18 protein-coding genes are annotated in these 19,741 nt (G+C 69.8%); 17 read left to right on the top strand and 1 reads right to left on the bottom strand.

Annotated elements, in window-relative coordinates; genetic code table 11:
• Positions 1–6: 6 nt before the first annotated feature.
• The 9 genes from D1793_RS12050 (at position 7) to tilS (ending at position 10,870) form a co-directional block, all read left to right on the top strand.
• Positions 7–489 (top strand): OmpH family outer membrane protein, encoded by a 483-nt coding sequence (locus D1793_RS12050; protein WP_119022393.1) that lies wholly within the window; start codon positions 7–9, stop codon positions 487–489.
• Positions 490–512: 23 nt separating this feature from the next.
• Entirely contained in the window at positions 513–1,550 is a 1,038-nt protein-coding gene (gene lpxD / locus D1793_RS12045; RefSeq protein WP_119022392.1) for a UDP-3-O-(3-hydroxymyristoyl)glucosamine N-acyltransferase, read from the top strand.
• Positions 1,551–1,655: 105 nt separating this feature from the next.
• The gene (fabZ, locus tag D1793_RS12040; protein ID WP_110068927.1) at positions 1,656–2,099 is read left to right on the top strand and encodes a 3-hydroxyacyl-ACP dehydratase FabZ; all 444 of its coding nucleotides are present in this window, start codon (positions 1,656–1,658) and stop codon (positions 2,097–2,099) included.
• A complete protein-coding gene (gene lpxA / locus D1793_RS12035) occupies positions 2,096–2,863 on the top strand; it encodes an acyl-ACP--UDP-N-acetylglucosamine O-acyltransferase (RefSeq protein WP_119022391.1) in 768 nt (255 codons plus the stop codon). The genes fabZ and lpxA overlap by 4 nt, the downstream gene beginning before the upstream one ends.
• Before the next feature lie 2 nt (positions 2,864–2,865).
• On the top strand, positions 2,866–4,080 hold the full coding sequence (gene lpxB, locus D1793_RS12030) for a lipid-A-disaccharide synthase (protein ID WP_119022390.1): 1,215 nt from the start codon (positions 2,866–2,868) through the stop codon (positions 4,078–4,080).
• On the top strand, positions 4,077–4,703 hold the full coding sequence (rnhB, locus tag D1793_RS12025; RefSeq protein WP_205527542.1) for a ribonuclease HII: 627 nt from the start codon (positions 4,077–4,079) through the stop codon (positions 4,701–4,703). Before lpxB ends, rnhB begins: the two co-directional genes overlap by 4 nt.
• 22 nt (positions 4,704–4,725) lie before the next feature.
• The gene (dnaE, locus tag D1793_RS12020) at positions 4,726–8,232 is read left to right on the top strand and encodes a DNA polymerase III subunit alpha (protein WP_119022389.1); all 3,507 of its coding nucleotides are present in this window, start codon (positions 4,726–4,728) and stop codon (positions 8,230–8,232) included.
• 196 nt (positions 8,233–8,428) lie between these two features.
• The gene (gene accA / locus D1793_RS12015) at positions 8,429–9,382 is read left to right on the top strand and encodes an acetyl-CoA carboxylase carboxyl transferase subunit alpha (RefSeq protein ID WP_119022388.1); all 954 of its coding nucleotides are present in this window, start codon (positions 8,429–8,431) and stop codon (positions 9,380–9,382) included.
• Positions 9,383–9,577: 195 nt separating this feature from the next.
• Entirely contained in the window at positions 9,578–10,870 is a 1,293-nt protein-coding gene (gene tilS, locus D1793_RS12010) for a tRNA lysidine(34) synthetase TilS (RefSeq protein WP_119022387.1), read from the top strand.
• A 30-nt stretch (positions 10,871–10,900) separates the two neighbouring features.
• Here the strand turns inward: tilS and ppx are convergent, their stop codons facing one another.
• The gene (ppx, locus tag D1793_RS12005) at positions 10,901–12,415 is read right to left on the bottom strand and encodes an exopolyphosphatase (RefSeq protein ID WP_119022386.1); all 1,515 of its coding nucleotides are present in this window, start codon (positions 12,413–12,415) and stop codon (positions 10,901–10,903) included.
• A gap of 422 nt (positions 12,416–12,837) precedes the next feature.
• On the opposite strand from ppx, the gene rho reads away from it, so the two are divergent.
• From rho to D1793_RS11975, 8 genes are all read left to right on the top strand, one after another.
• Positions 12,838–14,097 carry a transcription termination factor Rho gene (gene rho / locus D1793_RS12000; RefSeq protein WP_119022385.1) on the top strand — a complete coding sequence of 420 codons (1,260 nt, stop codon included), beginning with the start codon at positions 12,838–12,840 and terminating at the stop codon, positions 14,095–14,097.
• A 185-nt stretch (positions 14,098–14,282) separates the two neighbouring features.
• Positions 14,283–15,770, top strand: coding sequence for a 4-hydroxy-3-polyprenylbenzoate decarboxylase (gene ubiD, locus D1793_RS11995; protein ID WP_119022384.1), 1,488 nt, complete (start codon positions 14,283–14,285; stop codon positions 15,768–15,770).
• 18 nt (positions 15,771–15,788) lie between these two features.
• Entirely contained in the window at positions 15,789–16,568 is a 780-nt protein-coding gene (locus tag D1793_RS11990; RefSeq protein ID WP_119022383.1) for an NAD(P)H-flavin reductase, read from the top strand.
• A complete protein-coding gene (gene folM / locus D1793_RS11985; protein WP_119022382.1) occupies positions 16,565–17,278 on the top strand; it encodes a dihydromonapterin reductase in 714 nt (237 codons plus the stop codon). The genes D1793_RS11990 and folM overlap by 4 nt, the downstream gene beginning before the upstream one ends.
• 58 nt (positions 17,279–17,336) lie before the next feature.
• A complete protein-coding gene (locus tag D1793_RS20030) occupies positions 17,337–17,465 on the top strand; it encodes a hypothetical protein (protein WP_276110390.1) in 129 nt (42 codons plus the stop codon).
• A gap of 71 nt (positions 17,466–17,536) precedes the next feature.
• A complete protein-coding gene (locus D1793_RS19435) occupies positions 17,537–17,677 on the top strand; it encodes a hypothetical protein (protein WP_162899952.1) in 141 nt (46 codons plus the stop codon).
• Between the two features lie 314 nt (positions 17,678–17,991).
• Positions 17,992–19,095 (top strand): 3-deoxy-7-phosphoheptulonate synthase, encoded by a 1,104-nt coding sequence (locus D1793_RS11980; RefSeq protein ID WP_119022381.1) that lies wholly within the window; start codon positions 17,992–17,994, stop codon positions 19,093–19,095.
• Positions 19,096–19,206: 111 nt separating this feature from the next.
• Positions 19,207–19,719 (top strand): DUF3087 family protein, encoded by a 513-nt coding sequence (locus D1793_RS11975; RefSeq protein ID WP_119022380.1) that lies wholly within the window; start codon positions 19,207–19,209, stop codon positions 19,717–19,719.
• Positions 19,720–19,741: the final 22 nt, after the last annotated feature.

Below are 19,741 nucleotides of genomic sequence, written 5' to 3'. Positions count from 1 at the left end.
CCTACCATGCGTAAACTTACCGCTGCCCTGAGCCTTCTCTTGCTGGCCGCCCTGGCCCTGCCTGCCCAGGCCGCCGAGGTGGCCGTGCTGGACTGGCGCCGGGCGCTGATGCAGACCGATGCCGCCCAGCGTTCCATGAGCGAGCTGGAGAGCCGTATCGGCAGCCAGCAGCGCCAGGCCCAAGCGCTCGACCAGGAGCTCTCCCAGCTGCAGCAGCGCGCCAGCAGCCTCAGCGACAGCGAGCGCCAGGAGGCCAACCGCAAGGCGTCCGAGCTCAACCGTCTGGTCGGCGAGATCATGCAGGCCCAGCAGGAGGCCGAGCAGCGCTTCCTGAGCGACGCCGAGTCGCGGCTCGAGCAGGCCGTCGAGCAGGTGATCGCTCGCCACGGCATCGACGTCCTCGTCGAGCCCCAGGGCGTGCTGCACGCCAACCAGGATCTGCCCGACCTGACCGGCGAAGTGACCCAGATCCTCAACTCCCTGTTCTGAGCCGGCACCAGCGGACCCAAGCCATGACCCGACGCGACACCCCGACCCTCACCCTTGCCGACATCGCCGAGCGCCTGGGCGCCCGGCTGGTCGGTGACGCCGACCGCCGGGTCAGCGGGCTGGCCACCCTCAGGGAGGCCGGCCCGGACCAAGTGGCCTTCCTGGCCAACCGTGCCTATCTCAAGGACCTGCCGGAGACCCGGGCCGCGGCCGTGCTGCTCCATCCGCAGCATGGCGAGACCTGCCCCACGGCGCGCCTCGAGCTCGACAACCCCTACCTGGGCTATGCGGCGCTGTCGCGCCTCTTCGATCCCCTGGCGGGGCGAGCGCCCGCCGGCGTGCACCCCTCGGCGTCGGTGGACCCCTCCGCGAGTCTCGGTGAGCGGGTCGAGATCGGCCCCAATGCCGTGATCGAGGCGGGCGTGACCCTGGGCGACGACGTGATCGTCGGCCCCGGCGCCGTGGTGGGGGCCGACAGCGTCATCGGTGCCGGCTCCCGGCTCCACGCCAACGCCACCGTCTGCCACGGCGTGGTGGTGGGCAAGCGCGCCATCCTGCACAGCGGCTGCGTGATCGGCGGCGACGGCTTTGGCTTCGCCCACGACGGGGCGCGCTGGCACAAGATCGCCCAGCTCGGCGGCGTGGTGCTGGGCGATGACGTCGAGGTGGGCAGCTGTTCGAGCATCGACCGCGGTGCCCTCGGCGACACCGTCATCGGCCACGACGTCAAGATCGACAGCCAGGTACAGATCGCCCACAACGTGCAGATCGGCGACCACAGCGCCCTGGCCGGCTGCGTGGGCATCGCCGGCTCCACCAAGGTAGGTAGGCACTGCATGCTGGGCGGCGGCGTGGGGCTCTCCGGCCACCTGACGATCTGCGACGGGGTCCAGGTCACCGGCATGAGCCTGGTGACCAACTCCATCACCGAGCCCGGGGTCTACTCCTCCGGCACCGGCGCCATGAAGAACGCCCAGTGGCGAAAGAACGCGGTGCGCTTCAAGCAGCTCGACGACATCGCCAAGCGGCTCTCGCGTCTCGAGAAGGGGCGTGACGGTTGAGGGCAGCGCCCGGGGCGCTATAATCCTCCGCCTGCCCGACGGCCTGCGCCGTCGGCTCGCACCCGCCGGGACGGCGGGGCTCCTGACACTTCAGAGGTTGTGACGATGGTAATGGACATCAACGAGATTCGAGACTATCTGCCCCACCGCTACCCCTTTTTGCTGGTGGACAGGGTCACCGAGCTGAACCTCGGCGAATCCATCGTCGCCTACAAGAATGTCAGCATCAACGAGCCGTTCTTCAATGGCCACTTTCCCCATCACCCCATCATGCCCGGCGTGCTGGTGGTGGAGGCGCTGGCCCAGGCCTGCGGCATCCTCGGCTTCAAGACCGTCAACAAGCTGCCCGCCGACGGCTATGTCTACTACCTGGTGGGCAGCGACAACGTGCGCTTCAAGCGCCCGGTGATGCCCGGTGACCGGCTGCAGCTGCGCGCCGACGTGATCCGCGAGAAGCGCGGCATCTGGAAGTTTGCCTGCAAGGCCACCGTCGACGGCGAGCTGGCCTGCGAGGCCGAGATCATCTGTGCCGAGAGGAAGGTCGCTTGATTCACCCCACTGCCCTCGTCGACCCCGCCGCGCGCCTCGCCGATGACGTCGAGGTGGGCCCCTTCACGGTGATCGGGCCCGACGTGGAGATCGGTCCCGGCAGCCGGATCGGTCCCCACGTGGTGATCAAGGGGCCCACGGTGCTGGGGGCGCGCACGCGCATCTTCCAGTTCGCCTCGGTGGGCGAGGATTGCCAGGACAAGAAGTACGCCGGCGAGCCCACCCGGCTGGTGATGGGCGACGACAACGTGATCCGCGAGGGGGTGACCCTGCATCGCGGCACCGTCCAGGACCGCGGCGAGACCACCATCGGCTCGCGCAACCTCTTCATGGCCTATGTGCACGTGGGCCACGACTGCGTGATCGGCAACGACTGCATCCTGGCCAACCAGGTGACCCTGGCGGGCCACGTGAAGCTCGGGGACTTCGCCATCCTCGGCGGGCTCTCCGCGGTGCACCAGTTCTGCCACTTCGGCACCCACGCCATGGCCGGCGGCGGCTCCATCATCACCAAGGACACCCCGGCCTACGTGATGATCAACGGCAACCCGGCCCAGGTCCATGGTCTCAACCTGGTGGGGCTCAAGCGTCGCGGCTTCTCGAAGGAGGCCCTCAAGGCGCTCGGCGAGGCCTACAAGCTGGTCTATCGCCAGGGGCTCACCGTCGAGCAGGCGCTGGCCGAGATCCGCACGCGCTTGGCCCTGGCCGAGACCGAGACCTTTGCCGCCTCCATCGAGGCGTCGACCCGTGGCATCATCCGCTGATCATGGCCACGGCCGAGCGGCAGGCGGTGCGGCGAGTCTACCTGGTCGCCGGTGAGCTCTCCGGCGACATCCTCGGTGCCGGCCTGATGCGCGCCCTCAGGGCCCGCCATCCCGGCGTCGAGTTCCGTGGCGTCGGCGGCCCGCGCATGATTCGCGAGGGGATCGACAGCCGCTTCCCCCTGGAAACCCTCTCGGTGATGGGGCTCGTCGAGGTGCTCAAGCACCTGCCCGGGCTGATCCGGGTGCGTCGCACCCTCAGAGCCGATGCCCTGGCCTGGCAGCCGGACATCATGGTCGGCATCGACGCCCCGGACTTCAACCTGGGCCTGGAGCGGCAGCTGCGCGAGGCGGGCCTGACCACCGCCCACTACGTCAGCCCCTCCGTGTGGGCCTGGCGCCAGGGGCGGGTCAAGGGCATCGCGAAGTCCGTGGATGCCATGCTCACCTTCCTGCCCTTCGAGGCCGCCTTCTACGCCCGCCACCGGGTGCCGGTGGCCTTCGTCGGCCACCCGCTGGCCGACGAGCTGCCCCTCGAGAACGACCGGGCCGCCATGCGCGCCGCCCTGGGCCTGCCCGGCGAGGGCGAGGTGCTGGCGCTGCTGCCCGGCTCCCGCGCCAACGAGATCCGCTTTCTCGGCGAGACCTTTCTCGCCGCCGCCGAACGGCTCTGTGCGGCGCGCCCGGGCCTGCACCTGGTGATGCCGGCGGCCACGCCAAGGCGGCGCGAGGAGCTCGCGGCGCTGTTGGCCGACCACCCCGGGCTTGCCGAGCGGCTGACCCTGCTCGACGGCCAGGCCCGGGAGGCGATGGTGGCCAGTGACGCCGTGCTGCTCGCCTCCGGCACCGCGGCGCTCGAGGCGATGCTCTGCCACCGCCCGATGCTGGTGGCCTACAAGATGGCGCCGGCGACCCACTGGCTCGCCCGGCGCCTGGTCAAGACCGAGTGGATCTCGCTGCCCAACCTGATCGCCCGGGAGAGCCTGGTCCCGGAGCTGATCCAGGAGGCGGCGAGCCCCGAGGCGATCGCCGCCCGGCTCGGCGCGCTGCTCGACGATGCCCCGGGGCGCGCCGTCCTGGAGGCGCGCTTCGCCGCGATGCACGAAGGCCTGCAGCGCGACGCCAGCCGCCGGGCGGCTGAGGCCATCGAGGCGCTGGTGGCGGGCGAACCGCTGCCGGAGAGCGTCGCCCCGGAGCGGGCCGGGGAGGCGGCATCGTGACCTCGGCAAGGGCCAAGGCCGCCGAGCTGCCTCCGCTGGTGGTGAACTACCGCGGCGAGCGCCTGGCCGGCGTCGACGAGGTGGGCCGCGGCCCGCTGGTGGGGGCGGTGGTGGCCGCCGCGGTGATCCTCGACCCGGCGCGCCTCATCGCGGGGCTCACCGACTCCAAGGCGCTCTCCGCCAGGCGCCGCGAGGCCCTGGACGTCGAGATCCGCGAACGCGCCCTGGCCTTCGCCGTGGCCGAGGCCAGCCCCGCCGAGGTGGACGCGCTCAACATCTACCACGCCACCCACCTGGCCATGCGCCGGGCCATCGATGCCCTGGTCCCGGCGGCGGAGTACCTGCTGGTGGACGGCAATCGCCTGCCCGGGCATCATCTGCCGGGACAGGCGGTGGTCAAGGGGGACGCCCGCCACCCCGCCATCGCCGCCGCCTCGATACTCGCCAAGGTGGCCCGGGATGCCCAGATGCGGGCCCTCGACGCCCGACATCCCGACTACGGCTTCGCCCGCCACAAGGGCTACCCGACCCGGGAGCACCTGGCCGCCCTGGAGCGCCTCGGCGCGCTGCCGGAGCACCGCCGCTCCTTCGCCCCGGTCAAGCGCCAGCTGGCGCTGTTCTGAACACCCAAGCCCCGAGCCCCCTATGACCACGCCCTTCGTTCATCTCCGCGTCCACACCGAATACTCCCTGGTCGACGGCCTGGTGCGCCTCAAGCCGCTGGTCAAGGCCGCGGCGGAGCAGGGCATGCCGGCGCTGGCCGTCACCGACGAGGCCAACCTCTTCGGCCTGGTGAAGTTCTACAAGGGCGCCCAGGGCGCGGGGCTCAAGCCGATCATCGGTGCCGACCTGTGGCTCGCCAATCCCCACGACGAGGAGCACCCCTACCGGCTCACTTTGCTGGCCATGAACGACACGGGCTATCGCAACCTCACCGAGCTGATCTCCCGGGGCTGGATGGAGGGGCAGCGGCTGGGACGCGCCGAGCTGAAGCGGGAGTGGGTGCTGGCCCAGAGCGAGGGGCTGATCGCCCTCTCCGGCGGACGCGACGGCGAGGTGGGGCGCTACTTGCTCAGCGACCACGGCGACGAGGCCCGCGCGCTGCTCGAGGAGTGGAATGCCGCCTTCCCCGGGCGTTTCTACCTGGAGCTGACCCGCACCGGCCGCCCCCTGGAGGAGGAGTGCCTGCACCTCTCGGTGGCGCTGGCCGTGGAGAGCGGCACCCCGGTGGTGGCCACCAACGACGTGCGCTTCCTCGAGAAGGAGGACTTCTGGGCCCACGAGACCCGGGTCGCCATCGGCGAGGGCCGGGCGCTGGACGACCCGCGCCGCGAGCGCAAGTACACCGAGGAGCAGTACCTCAAGAGCCCCGAGGAGATGGCCGAGCTCTTCTCGGACATCCCGGAGGCGCTTACCAACAGCGTGATGATCGCCGCGCGCTGCAGCGTGGACGTGCGCCTGGGCGAGATCTTCCTGCCCGAGTTCGAGATCCCCGAGGGGATGACCCAGGACGAGTTCTTCCGCAAGGTCTCCCACGACGGCCTCACCGAGCGCCTCGACTTCCTGTTCCCCGCCGAGCGCTACCCCCGCGACGGCGCCGAGTACGCCGAGATCGACCGGCGCTACCGGGAGCGGCTCGACTTCGAGCTCGATGTCATCATCCAGATGGGGTTCCCCGGCTACTTCCTGATCGTGATGGACTTCATCCAGTGGGCCAAGGACAACGACGTCCCGGTGGGCCCCGGGCGGGGCTCCGGCGCCGGCTCCCTGGTGGCCTACGCCCAGAAGATTACCGACCTCGACCCCATCGGCTATGACCTGCTCTTCGAGCGCTTCTTGAACCCCGAGCGGGTCTCGATGCCCGACTTCGACGTCGACTTCTGCATGGAGAAGCGCGACCGGGTGATCGAGTACGTGGCCGACCGCTACGGCCGCAACGCCGTGTCGCAGATCGTCACCTTCGGCACCATGGCCGCCAAGGCGGTGGTGCGCGATGTGGCCCGGGCCCAGGGGCGTCCCTATTCGCTGGGCGACAAGCTCTCCAAGCTGATCCCCTTCGAGGTGGGCATGACGCTGGCCAAGGCGATCGAGGCGGAGCCGGCGCTCAGGGAGTTCGTCGAGGCCGACGACGAGGCCGCCGAGATCTGGGAGATGGCGCTCAAGCTCGAGGGCATCACCCGCGGCACCGGCAAGCACGCCGGCGGCGTGGTGATCGCCCCCACCAAGCTCACCGACTTCTCGCCGCTGCTGTGCGACGAGGAGGGCACGGGGCTCGTCGTGCAGTTCGACAAGAACGACATCGAGGAGGCCGGGCTGGTCAAGTTCGACTTTCTCGGCCTGCGCACCCTGACCATCATCGACTGGGCGCTGGAGATGGTCGACAAGGTGCGCGCGGTGGAGGGGCAGGGGCCGCTGAACATCGACAGCATCCCCCTGGATGACGGCCCCACCTTCGAGATGCTCAAGCGCGCCGAGACCACGGCGGTGTTCCAGCTCGAATCCCGCGGCATGAAGGAGCTGATCAAGCGTCTGCTGCCCGACTCCCTGGACGACATGATCGCTCTCGTCGCGCTGTTTCGCCCCGGCCCGCTGCAGTCGGGCATGGTGGACGACTTCATCAACCGCAAGCACGGCCGGTCCGAGATCTCCTACCCGCACCCGGACTACCAGCACGAGTGGCTGAAGCCGGTGCTGGAGCCCACCTACGGCATCATCCTCTATCAGGAGCAGGTGATGCAGATCGCCCAGGTGCTGGCGGGCTACACCCTGGGCCAGGCCGACATGCTGCGTCGCGCCATGGGCAAGAAGAAGCCCGAGGAGATGGCCAAGCAGCGCGCCGGCTTCATGGAGGGGTGTGCGGCCAACGGCATCGACAAGGAGCTCGCCGGCAACATCTTCGACCTGGTGGAGAAGTTCGCCGGCTACGGCTTCAACAAGTCCCACTCCGCGGCCTATGCGCTGGTCTCCTACCAGACCGCCTGGCTGAAGGCGCACTATCCCGGTCCCTTCATGGCGGCGGTGATCTCCACCGAGATGGACAACCTCGACAAGGTGGTGCCGCTGATCGAGGAGTGCCGCAACCTCGGGCTCACCGTCACCCCACCGGACGTCAACGTCGGCGGCTACAAGTTCACCGTAGATGACGAGGCCCGGGTGGTCTACGGCCTCGGCGCCATCCGCGGCGTGGGCGAGGGGCCCATCGGCGCCATCGTCGAGGCCCGCGAGGCCGAGGGGCCCTTCAAGGACCTCTTCGATTTCTGCCGCCGCGTCGACCCCAAGCGCATGAACAAGCGCACCCTGGAGGCGCTGATCCGCTCCGGCGCCCTGGACAGCCTCGGTCCCAACCGCGCCGTGCTCGCCGCGGCGCTGGATGACGCCCTCAAGGCCGCCGTCCAGACCCAGACCAACCAGAACCTGGGCATGGTCGACATGTTCGGCGAGGCCTTCGCCGACGAGGAGGCCCAGGGCGGCGACGTCTACGCCGAGTATCGCCGGGTGCGCGAGTGGACCGACAAGGAGCGCCTGGCCGGCGAGAAGGAGACGCTGGGGCTCTATCTGACCGGTCACCCCATCGACGAGTACGAGGGTGAGCTTGCGCGCTTCGTCTCGACGCGCATCAGCGACCTCAAGCCGTCGCGTGAGCCCCAGCGGGTCGCGGGCCTGGTGGTGGGGGTGCGCACCATGAAGTCCAAGCGCGGCGACACCATGGCCTTCCTGACCCTGGACGACCGCACCGGGCGCATCGAGGCGTCGCTGTTCGGCGAGCTCTATGACCAGCTGCGCGGCCAGCTCGAGCCCGACCAGGTGCTGATCGTCGAGGGGGAGGTCTCCTCCGACGACTATTCCGGCGGGCTGCGCCTGCGCGGCAAGGAGATCACCCCCATGGTGGCGGCGCGCACCCGCTACGGCCAGGCGGTGGAGCTCTCCCTGGACGGCGCGGCCATCAACGGCCGGCTGGTGGACTCGCTGCGGGCGAGCCTCGACCCTCACCGCGACGCCGAGGGCCTGCCGGTGCGCCTGCGCTACCGCAACGCCGAGGCCGCCGGCTGGCTGGAGCTCGACGCCGCCTGGAAGGTCTCGCCCACCGATGAGCTGCTGATCCGCCTGCGCGAGGTGCAGGGCCAGGACGGGGTGCGGCTGAAGTACCGCTGAGCCTGGGTCAGGGCTTGCCTCTTCCTGGTCCGCTGCGGCAAGAGTCGGGGCTGACCCGGCGCCCCTCAGCGAAGGCGCTCCAGCCGTGCACCGCCTTGCGCCGCTCGTTGAGGGTGCGATAATGCCAGCCACTTCATTTTTCGCGCCGCTGCCCGCCACGGGGGCCGGCGGTGAAACACCACAAGGCCACTCGCCAATGAATCCCAACTATCTCGACTTCGAACAGCCCATCGCCGAGCTCCAGGCCAAGATCGAGGAGCTGCGCCTGGTCGGCAACGACAGCCAGCTCAACCTCAGCGACGAGATCGAGCGCCTCCAGGAGAAGAGCCGCAAGCTCACCGAGTCCATCTTCAAGGACCTCACCCCCTGGCAGGTCTCGCAGCTCTCCCGCCATCCCCAGCGCCCCTACACCCTGGACTACCTGGAGCACGTCTTCACCGACTTCGACGAACTCCACGGCGACCGCCACTTCGCCGATGATGCCGCCATCGTCGGCGGCGTGGCGCGCCTCGACGGCCGCCCGGTGATGGTGATCGGCCACCAGAAGGGCCGCGACGTGAAGGAGAAGGTGCGCCGCAACTTCGGCATGCCGCGCCCCGAGGGGTATCGCAAGGCCTGCCGGCTGATGGAGATGGCCGAGCGCTTCAGGATGCCGGTGCTCACCTTCATCGACACCCCCGGCGCCTATCCCGGCATCGATGCCGAGGAGCGCGGCCAGTCCGAGGCCATCGCCTACAACCTGGCGGTGATGTCGCGCCTGCGTACGCCGATCATCGCCACCGTGGTGGGCGAGGGCGGCTCCGGCGGGGCCCTGGCCATCGGCGTCTGTGACGAGCTGGCCATGCTGCAGTACTCCACCTACTCGGTGATCTCCCCCGAGGGCTGCGCCTCCATCCTGTGGCGCAGCGCCGACAAGGCCTCCGACGCCGCCCAGGCCATGGGTGTCACCGCCGAGCGCCTTCGCGAGCTCGGCTTCGTGGATACCCTGATCGAGGAGCCGCTGGGCGGCGCCCACCGCCAGCCGGTCACCACCGCCGAGCGGGTCAGGGAGGCGCTGCTGGCCAGCCTCGAGCGCCTCGAGGCGATGGATACCGATGCGCTGCTGGCGCGCCGCTATGAGCGCCTGATGAGCTACGGCGCCCCTGCCTGATCGGTTAGAGGCTACTGCGCTCGCCAATACGGCGTTGGAAAAGACCTCAGCATGCTCATTTACCACCCCGTAAACTCCGCTGCTTCGGTCTTTTCCGCCTTGTCTTGGCTTCGCTCGTAACGCCTCTATTCCGATCAGGATACCGTTCGACTGGGACTGCGCTGGAAGCGGCCCCGCTGGTCGGGAGTGGGCTCAATGTCTCTGCAATCCTTGATAGATCGCGCCCTGGCGGAGACCCCGCCGGGGCGCTGCGTCTGGGTGGCCCTCTCCGGCGGGCTCGACTCCGCGCTGCTGCTGACGCTGGCCGCCGAAGCGTGCCGGCGCCATCCCCGCCCGCTGCGTGCCCTCCACGTGCACCATGGCCTGCAGGCCGCCGCCGACGGCTTCGAGCGCCACTGTCGGCGGCTCTGCTCACACCTGGGCGTGCCGCTCTTCGTCGAGCGGGTCGCGGTGGATCTCGCCGCGGGGCAGGGGCTGGAGGGGGCGGCCCGGGAGGCGCGCTATGCGGCCTTCGCCCGTCGCGTCGCCGTCGGCGAGACCCTGTGGCTGGCCCAGCACCGCGACGACCAGGCCGAGACCTTCCTGCTCGCCGCCCTGCGCGGCAGCGGCGTGCGTGGGCTGGCCGGCATGCCGCCGCTGCGGGCCTGGCGGGGCAGGGCGCTTGCGCGGCCGCTGCTGGCGGTCTCCCGGGCCTCCCTCGAGGCCGAGGCGGCGCGCCGGGGGCTTTCCTGGGTGGAGGACCCCTCCAACGCCGACGAGGGGCTCGATCGCAACCTCCTGCGCCGCACGGTGCTGCCGGCGCTGACGGCGCGCTGGCCCCACGCCGCCGCGGCGCTGGCGCGCAGCGCGGCCCTGGCCGGCGAGGCCGAGGGGCTGCTCGGCGAGCTGGCCGAACTCGACCTCGAGCGTCTCGGCGGTGAGCCTGCCCGGCTGCCGGTGTCGCGGCTGGTGGCGCTCACCCCCGCCCGCCAGCGGCTGCTGGTGCGTCATGCCTGCACGCGACTGGCCCTGCCGGCCCCGCCGGCGGCGCGCCTGGCGACGCTGCTCGAGCAGCTGGACGCGCGCAGCGACGCCGAGGCACGGGTGGCCTGGCCGGGCGGCGAGGCGCGCCTGTGGCGCGGCATGCTCCACCTGATGGCGCCGCCGCCGGCCCTGCCCGCCAGCTGGCGGGGGACCTGGGACGGCGATGCGCCGCTGTCGACGCCGCTGGGGGAGTGTGACGTGAGGCTGTGGCCGGAGGCGGCCAGGGTGGGCGGCGGGCTGCGCCTGAGCCCGCGGTGCGGCGGCGAGCGGCTGCGCCTGGCCGGTCGCGGCTCCCGGGACCTCAGGCGGCTGCTGCAGGAACGGGCGGTGCCGCCCTGGGAGCGCCAGCGGCTGCTGGTGGTGTGGCATCTCGACGGGGGCGGGGCGGAGACGGCGGTGGCGCTGCTCGACCCGGTGACCGAGCGCTGGCTGGCGGTGGCGGCGGGGTGGCATGCGTCGCCGTGATGGCCCCTCCTGTGGTGGCCTGATCGGCGCTCAGCTGGCCGGCAGCAGCGCCAGGCCGAAGCCGGCCGCCTGCTGGTAGGCGCACTCCTGCTCGAGGTCGGTGACCAGCAGCATGGGGTCCTCGCCGGGCTCCAGCCACAGGCGCAGTGCCTCGCCGTCGGCCGAGAGGCGCGGAGTGCCGGGGGGCTGTTCCGGGCGGCTGTGATTGAGCAGCACCGCCAGGCGCAGCAGGCGGGCCAGGCGCGCGTGGGAAGGCTGGGCAGAGGCGGGCAGGGCCTGCCACTCCTTGAGCGGAAACTTGCGGCGGTGGGCGCGCACCAGGAAGGCCAGCAGGCGCTGCTCCGGGCGCGAGAAACCGGCCAGGTCGGAGTGCTCCAGCAGGTAGGCCCCGTGGCGATGGAACTGGCTGTGGGAGATCGCCAGGCCGATCTCGTGGAGGCGGGCGGCCCAGCTCAGGAAGCGCGCCTGGTCGTCGTCCAGGCCCCAGGCGTCGCGCACCTGGTCGAACAGCGCCGCGGCGCTGGCGGCCACGTTGGCGGCCTGGCGCTCATCCACCCCGTAGCGGCGCTCGAGCAGCTCCAGGCTCTTGAGCCTCGAGTCCTCCGGGCTGTTGCGCCCGGCCATGTCGTAGAGCACCCCTTCGCGCAGGGCGCCGTCGGCATAGCGCATCTGCTCGAGGCCGAAGGCCTCGAAGACGGCGCCGAGCACCGCGACGCCGGCGGGAAAGACGCGGGCGCGGTCGGGCTTGAGCCCCTCCATGGCGACCCGGTCCAGGCGCCGGCACTTGATCAGCCGCTCGCGCAGGGCGGCCAGCCCCGCCCGGGTGATCACCCCCTCCGGCGCCTCTCCGGCGGCATGCAGCACCGCGGCGGCCGCCTTGATGGTGCCGCTGGACCCTACCGGATCTTCCCAGCCCAGTTCGCGGTAGTGCCGGCGGATATTGGCGAGCTCCGAGAGGGCGGCAAGCTCCGCGCGGCGCATGCGCTTGTCGGAGATCTCGCCGGTGTCGAAGAAGCGCCGGCTGAAGGTCACGCAGCCCATGCGCAGGCTCTCCAGGGCCAGCGGCTCGAAGCGCTCGCCGATGATGAACTCGGTGGAACCGCCGCCGATGTCGACGATCAGCCGGCGCCCCTCCTCGGCCAGGGCATGGGCGGCGCCCAGGTAGATCAGGCGTGCCTCCTCGCGGCCGGCGATGATCTCGATGGGACAGCCCAGCAGCGCCTCGGCGCGCTCGATCAGCGCCTGGCTGTTGGCCGCATCGCGCAGCGCATTGGTGCCCACCACCCGCAGCTGGCCAGGGGCGATGTCCTCCACGAAGGGGGCGAAGCGGGCCAGGCAGTCCAGGGCGCGCTGCATGGTGGCCTCGTCGAGCAGGCCCTCGTCGTCGAGGCCCGCGGCCAGCTGCACCTTATCTCCCTGCCGCGCCACGACCTGCAGCCGCTCGTCCTGATAGTTGGCGACCAGCAGGTGAAAGCTGTTGGAGCCGAGATCGATGGCGGCGAGGCGTCGGGTGGGGGGCTGGGCCGGCTCCGCTGGCGAGGTCATGGTGAGTCCCTGAGGTTGGCTGAGGGGGAAAGGGTGCGGCGCGCCCCCCGCCCTGTCAATCGCCATGGGGCTTGCGTTCCATAGGGCCCTTGTCTAGTATCGTGACGTTCGCCTGTTCCGAATGCTTTCCGACCGTCCTGCGGCGATCCCGTCTCGGTCAACTTCAAGTCGTCAGTCAGCCCACAATGTCCAGCGATAGCCGGCCCCGCCGTAGCCGCTGGTCAGGCGAAACCGAATCTGCTCCCTCGACTCCCTCGGCCGGCGCCCCCTGCGGTTGCCTTCCCCATGGCCATCGGGATCCAATGTGACGAGTGGCAGCCTCTCCGGGCTCTGAACGCACCCCACGCGGCGTTATCGTCTCGCCTCCCGCCAAACGCGGCGCATCGACGCCCGGCTTCCACGAGCTATCTCTGAACACACCGATGAATCTTACCGACCTCAAGCAAAAGTCAGTGCCGGATCTCCTGGAGATTGCCCGCGAGATGGGCATCGACAACCTGGCGCGCTCCCGCAAGCAGGACATCATCTTCGCCATCCTCAAGAAGCATGCCAAGAGCGGTGAGCCGATCTATGGCGATGGTGTGCTGGAGATCCTGCAGGATGGATTCGGCTTCCTGCGCAGCGCCGACAGTTCCTATCTGGCCGGGCCCGACGACATCTATGTGTCACCCTCCCAGATCCGTCGCTTCAACCTGCGCAAGGGCGACTCCATCTCCGGCAGGATCCGCCCCCCCAAGGAGGGCGAACGCTACTTTGCCCTGCTCAAGGTCAGCGAGATCAACTTCGACAAGCCGGAGAACGCCAAGTCGAAGATCCTCTTCGAGAACCTCACGCCGCTGTTCCCCCAGGAGCGGCTGCGCATGGAGATCGGCAACGGCTCCACCGAGGACCTCACGGCGCGGATCATCGATCTCACGGCGCCCATCGGCAAGGGCCAGCGCGGCCTGCTGGTCTCCCCGCCCAAGGCGGGCAAGACGCTGATGCTGCAGAACATCGCCACCTCCATCACCCGCAACAACCCCGAGTGCCATCTGATCGTGCTGCTGATCGACGAGCGCCCGGAAGAGGTGACGGAGATGTCGCGCACCGTGCGCGGCGAGGTGGTGGCCTCGACCTTCGACGAGCCGCCGGCGCGCCACGTGCAGGTGGCCGAGATGGTGATCGAGAAGGCCAAGCGCCTGGTGGAGCACAAGAAGGACGTGGTGATCCTGCTCGACTCCATCACCCGCCTGGCACGCGCCTACAACACCGTGGTGCCGAGCTCCGGCAAGGTGCTGACCGGCGGCGTGGACGCCCACGCCCTGGAGAAGCCCAAGCGCTTCTTCGGCGCGGCGCGCAACATCGAGGAGGGCGGCAGCCTGACCATCATCGCCACGGCGCTGGTGGACACCGGCTCCAAGATGGACGAGGTGATCTTCGAGGAGTTCAAGGGCACCGGCAACATGGAGGCGCACCTGGACCGCAAGCTGGCCGAACGTCGCGTCTACCCGGCCATCAACATCCGCCGCAGCGGCACCCGCCGCGAGGATCTGCTCGCCTCCGAGGACGAGATGCAGCGCATGTGGATCCTGCGCAAGCTGCTCAACCCCATGGATGACACCGCGGCTACCGAGTTCCTCATCGACCGCCTCAAGGATACCAAGACCAACATCGAGTTCTTCGAGGCCATGAAACGGCGTTGATTCTGGCCTGCTGCGCTTGTCTCGCCTTCGCTCGCGACGGCCAGCTTTCAACGCCTTCGCCTTGAAGGGTTTCGTCAGCAGCGCAAGGGCCGCCGAGCGCAGAAAACTGTGCAAACGTTGTACGAAAGACAGGGGGGTAGCATGCTATGCTGCCCCTTTCGTCGTACTGCAACCGGGAAAACCGAATGAAGTACAAGGACCTGCGGGAATTCATCAGCGCCCTGGAGGCCCGGGGCGAGCTCCAGCGCATCACCGCCGAGGTGGACCCCTACCTCGAGATCACCGAGATCTGCGATCGCACCCTGCGCGCCGGTGGCCCGGCGCTGCTCTTCGAGAACGTCAAGGGGCACGACATGCCGCTGCTCGGCAACCTCTTCGGCACGCCGAAGCGGGTGGCCCTCGGCATGGGACAGGACTCCGTGGCCGCCCTGCGCGAGGTGGGCGAGCTGCTCGCCTTCCTCAAGGAGCCGGAGCCCCCCAAGGGCTTTCGCGACGCCTGGGACAAGCTGCCGATCTTCAAGCAGGTAATGAGCATGGGACCGAAGAAGGTCCGCTCGGCGCCGGTACAGGAGCGGGTCTACGAGGGCGACGAGGTCGACCTCGACCGCCTGCCGATCCAGCACTGCTGGCCCGGCGACGCCGCCCCCCTGGTCACCTGGCCGCTGGTGATCACCCGCGGGCCTCACAAGAAGCGCCAGAACCTCGGCATCTATCGCCAGCAGAAGCTGTCGAAGAACCGCCTGATCATGCGCTGGCTCTCCCACCGCGGCGGGGCGCTCGACTTCCTGGAGTTCCAGAAGGCCCATCCCGGCGAGCCCTTCCCGGTGGCGGTGGCGCTGGGCGCCGACCCGGCGACCATCCTCGGCGCGGTGACCCCGGTGCCGGATTCGCTCTCCGAGTACGCCTTCGCCGGGCTGCTGCGCGGCTCGCGCACCGAGCTGGTCAAGTGCGGCCACGCCGACCTCGACGTGCCGGCCTCGGCGGAGATCATCCTGGAGGGGTTCATCTACCCGGATGACATGGCCCCCGAGGGTCCCTACGGCGACCATACCGGCTACTACAACGAGGTGGATACCTTCCCGGTCTTCACGGTGACGCGCATGACCATGCGCCGCGATGCCATCTACCACTCCACCTACACCGGCCGGCCGCCCGACGAGCCGGCGATCCTCGGGCTCGCACTCAACGAGGTGTTCGTGCCGATCCTGCGCCGCCAGTTCCCGGAGATCGTCGACTTCTACCTGCCGCCGGAGGGCTGCTCCTACCGCATGGCGGTGGTGACCATGAAGAAGCAGTACCCGGGCCACGCCAAGCGAGTGATGATGGGCGTGTGGAGCTTCCTGCGCCAGTTCATGTACACCAAGTTCGTGGTGGTGCTCGACGACGACGTCAGCGCCCGGGACTGGGAGGACGTGATCTGGGCCATCACCACCCGCATGGACCCGGCCCGGGACACCGTCATGGTGGAGAACACCCCCATCGACTACCTGGACTTCGCCTCGCCGGTCTCCGGCCTCGGTTCCAAGATGGGCCTGGATGCCACCAGCAAGTGGCCCGGCGAGACCGACCGCGAGTGGGGGGTGCCCATCGTCATGGACGAGGCCGTCAAGGCCCGCGTCAGCGAGCGCTGGAACGAGCTGGGCATCGAGCTCCCCGACAACACGACCCCCTGACAACCGCATGAGGCATTCATGACGCCAAGGACCCTGACCTGCCTGGTCGACGAGGTCGAGGACCTCACCCCGGACGTCTTCCGGGTGCAGCTGGAGGGCCGCCCCGAGGCGGTGGCCCATGCGCCAGGCCAGTACCTGGAGCTCAGGCTGGACGACGAGACCTGGGTACCCTTCTCCATCGCCAACGCCCACGGCGGCGACGGCGTGATCGAGCTGCATATCCAGCACTGGCCGGAGCGCGAGAATTCCGCGCGCATGCGTGACCTGGTCCAGGTGGCCCGCCGGCTGACCCTGAGGCTGCCCGGCGGCGACTGCGTGCTCGACCCCGACAGCGAGCGCCCGCTGCTGCTGATCGCCGCGGGCACCGGCTTCTCGCAGATGAAGGCGATCGCCGAGGCGGCGCTGGCGGCCAACCCCGAGCGGCAGATCGACCTGTGGTGGGCCGCCCGGGAGCGCCGCCAGCTCTACCTGGAGCGGCTGCCCCGGGAGTGGGCCGAGGCCCACCCCGGCTTTTGCTTCCACCCGGTGACCGAGCTCTCGCCGGAGGAGCCCTGGAGCGGCGAGCGGGTGGTCGGCCACCGCGGACGCATCGACCAGGCCCTGGCCGCGGCGCTCGACGATGTCTCGGGCCAGGATGTCTACCTCTCCGGTTCGCCGGGCATGGTCTACGCCTGCGTCGACGTGCTGGCCTCGCTTGGGCTCTCGGCCTCGCGGACCTTCTCCGACGTCTTCGCCTATGCCCCCCGGGATCCCCTGATTCCCACCACCGGCAGCCTGATCAAGGAGGCGCGCGGATGAGCGCCTCGCCGATCCTGATCACCGGCGGTGCCCAGCGCCTGGGCCGCCACTGCGCCGAGCGCCTGGTGGACGACGGCCACCCGGTGATCATCAGCTATCGTCGCGAGCGCCCCGAGCTCGAGGCGCTGCGCAGCCGCGGCATCCTCACCCTGCCGGCCGACTTCGCCAGCGAAGCGGGCATCCTCGACTTCATCGCGCGGCTGAAGGAGGCGACCCCCTCGCTGCGGGCGATCGTCCACAACGCCAGCGACTGGGCCCCGGACTCCACCGGCCCCGAGGCCGGCGCCACCTTCGAGCGCCTGTTTCGCATCCATATGCTGGCGCCCTACCTGATCAACCTGCATGCGCGGGAGCTGCTCGAGGCGTGCAGCGAGCCCCAGCGCGACATCGTGCACATGACCGACTACGTGGTGCAGAAGGGCTCGAAGAAGCACGCCGCCTATGCCGCCACCAAGGCAGGGCTCGACAATCTGACCCTGTCGTTCGCCGCCCTGTACGCCCCGGCGATCCAGGTCAACGCCATCGCGCCGGCGCTGATCATGCTCAACGAGGGCGACGACGAGGCCTACGCCGAGAAGGCCCGCGCCAAGTCCGCCATGCAGATGGTCCCGGGCCCCGGGGTGATCTACCAGAGCCTGCGCTACCTGCTCGACAACCGCTACGTCACCGGCGTCACCCTGCCGGTCGATGGCGGGCGGCATCTTCGCTAGACTATTGCCGGCAACACGCCTCCCTTGACAAAGACCACCCTCGAAGAAGGAGTGACAGATGGCGGGACATGACGAGAACTTCAAGGATGACTCCGGCTTTCTGGCCGTGGCCCTGGGCCTGATCGTGCTGGTGAGCATGAGCGCACTGCCGGCCACCGTCGGCTGGTATCAGGTCGTCGCCGGCTGAACCGCGCCCCTTCGCGCCCTTGCCAGTCCGACGACGATGGGGCACGATGAGGCAATGCTCAGGAGATGACCATGACCGCACCCGCCATCGACATGCACCGCTGCCTCGCCGCTTCTGTTGGCGCCGACGCGCGTGGGCTCGATTCGGCGACGCGCGGCCGGGGTTACTGGTATGGCTACTTTATGACCGGTGTGCCGGCGGCCATGTCCTGAGCAGCAGACGACATCGCCGGGAGGCACGCCCCATCAGGGTCGCCTTCCGACAGAACCCCCGGAAGGCCACCCGCCCCGGGGGTTCTGCGTTCTGGGGCCGTCGATATGACCCGGACATCAAGATGACAGAGAGGAGAGGCACCATGATCGCACCCATCGCTTTCGCCATTCGCCCGCTGACCGGCGTTACCGGCTATTACGGCTATTGGCGATTTAGCGAGCTGCGGTCGTGCCACTGCGCCACCTCCGACCGTAGCACCATCGGTGGCACCCGACCGACACGATGTATGACCGCTACCCGGAGTTGATGCCCCATGAACGCTTCCCTTGCCGCCGCTGCCCTCGATGACACCGCCCGCCCCGTCCCGAGGGCGGCGCAACCCGATGCCGACGTCCGTCCCGCCGCTCAGGCGGCCCGCCCACTGCCCACCCCGGGCGAGCTGCGCCGCGAACTGCCCCTGACCCCCGAGCTTGCCCGCCGGGTCGAGGCTCAGCGTCGGGCGATCCGCGATATCCTCGCCGGCCGCGACGACCGCCTGCTGGTGGTGGTTGGCCCCTGCTCCGTCCACGACCCGGAGGCGGCGCTCGAGTACGCCCGGCGCCTGGCCGAGCTGGCACCCAAGGTGGCGGATCGCCTGCTGCTGGTGATGCGGGTCTATGTGGAGAAGCCGCGCACCACCGTGGGCTGGAAGGGACTCGCCTACGACCCCGACCTGGACGGTTCCGGCGACATGGCACGTGGCCTCGAGGTATCCCGGCGGCTGATGCGGGAGGTGGCCGAGCTGGGCCTGCCGGTGGCCACCGAGCTGCTGCAGCCGATGCTGGCCCCCTACCTGGAGGACCTGCTGGCCTGGGTGGCCATCGGCGCGCGCACCACCGAGTCCCAGCTGCACCGCGAGCTGGCCAGCGGCCTCGAGGCCGTGGTGGGCTTCAAGAACGCCACCGGCGGCGATATCGGCGTGGCCCTGGATGCCATGCGCGCCGCCGCACACCCGCATCAGCACTTCGGCCTCGACCCGGACGGACGCCCGGTGGTGCGCGAGACCGCCGGCAATGCCCACACCCACCTGGTGCTGCGCGGCGGCCACGGCGAGCCCAACTACCAGGCCACCCACGTGCAGGCGGCACGCCGCGCGCTGGAGGAGGCCGGCCTGACGCCGCGGCTGATGGTGGACTGCAGCCACGCCAATGCCCGCAAGGACCACCGTCGCCAGAGCGAGGTGCTGCTCGATGTGCTGGCCCAGCGCCTGGCGGGGGAGCGCGCCCTGGCCGGGCTGATGATCGAGAGCCACCTGCACGAGGGCAAGCAGGCGCTGTCGCCCGGTCGGCTGCGCCACGGTGTCTCGGTCACCGACGCCTGCATCGGCTGGGAGACCACCGAGCACCTGCTGCTCAGCGCCGCCGAGCGGCTACGTTAGTCTTTTCCCGAGGCTGATCCGGCGACAGGTCTATGAGGGGCCGCTGCTGTACCTGGCATGACGGAGTCGGGATAATCACCTCGATTTCCGACTCGCCACCCAGGAGGCCCCATGTCATTCCGGTTCGAAACCCACGCTCCCGAGACCTACCGGCGCAAGGCGAAGATGATCAGCCTGGCCATGGCCGGCCAGCTGATCGTCTTCGGACTGGTCTTTGCCCAGCTGCTGCAGGCGGCCTTCGATGGCGGCTTCTGGCTCAACGCGCTGGGGGTGCTGCTGGGCCTGGTGGCCACCAGCCTGACCTTCGCGGTGCTGCGCGAGCGCCCCTGGATGACCGAGATGCGCTACGTCTGGCAGCTCAAGCACCACCTCTCCCGGGTCAGCGCCTATCTCCCCGCGCTGCGTCGCGGCGTGGAGGAGGGCAACGGCACGGCCTTAACCCTCCTCACCTTCTATCACCAGGGCATGGCCCAGCTCGCCGAGCTCAACGGGCGCACCCTGGATGATGATGCCGAGCTGCTCGCCGAGCGCCAGCGGGTACGCCTGGCCCGCCAGGAGCGCGGCCTGCCCGAGCGGGTCGACGGCTTCGACCCCGAGGACCTCGCCGCTTTCAAGCGCGGCTGACTCCCTCCCCAAGCCTCTGCAG

The sequence above is a fragment of the Halomonas sp. JS92-SW72 genome (assembly GCF_003547075.1).
Taxonomy (GTDB): Bacteria; Pseudomonadota; Gammaproteobacteria; order Pseudomonadales; family Halomonadaceae; genus Halomonas; species Halomonas alkalicola.
Note: the sequence above shows the minus strand (reverse complement) of the source record. Positions and strands in the feature narration are given on the sequence as shown.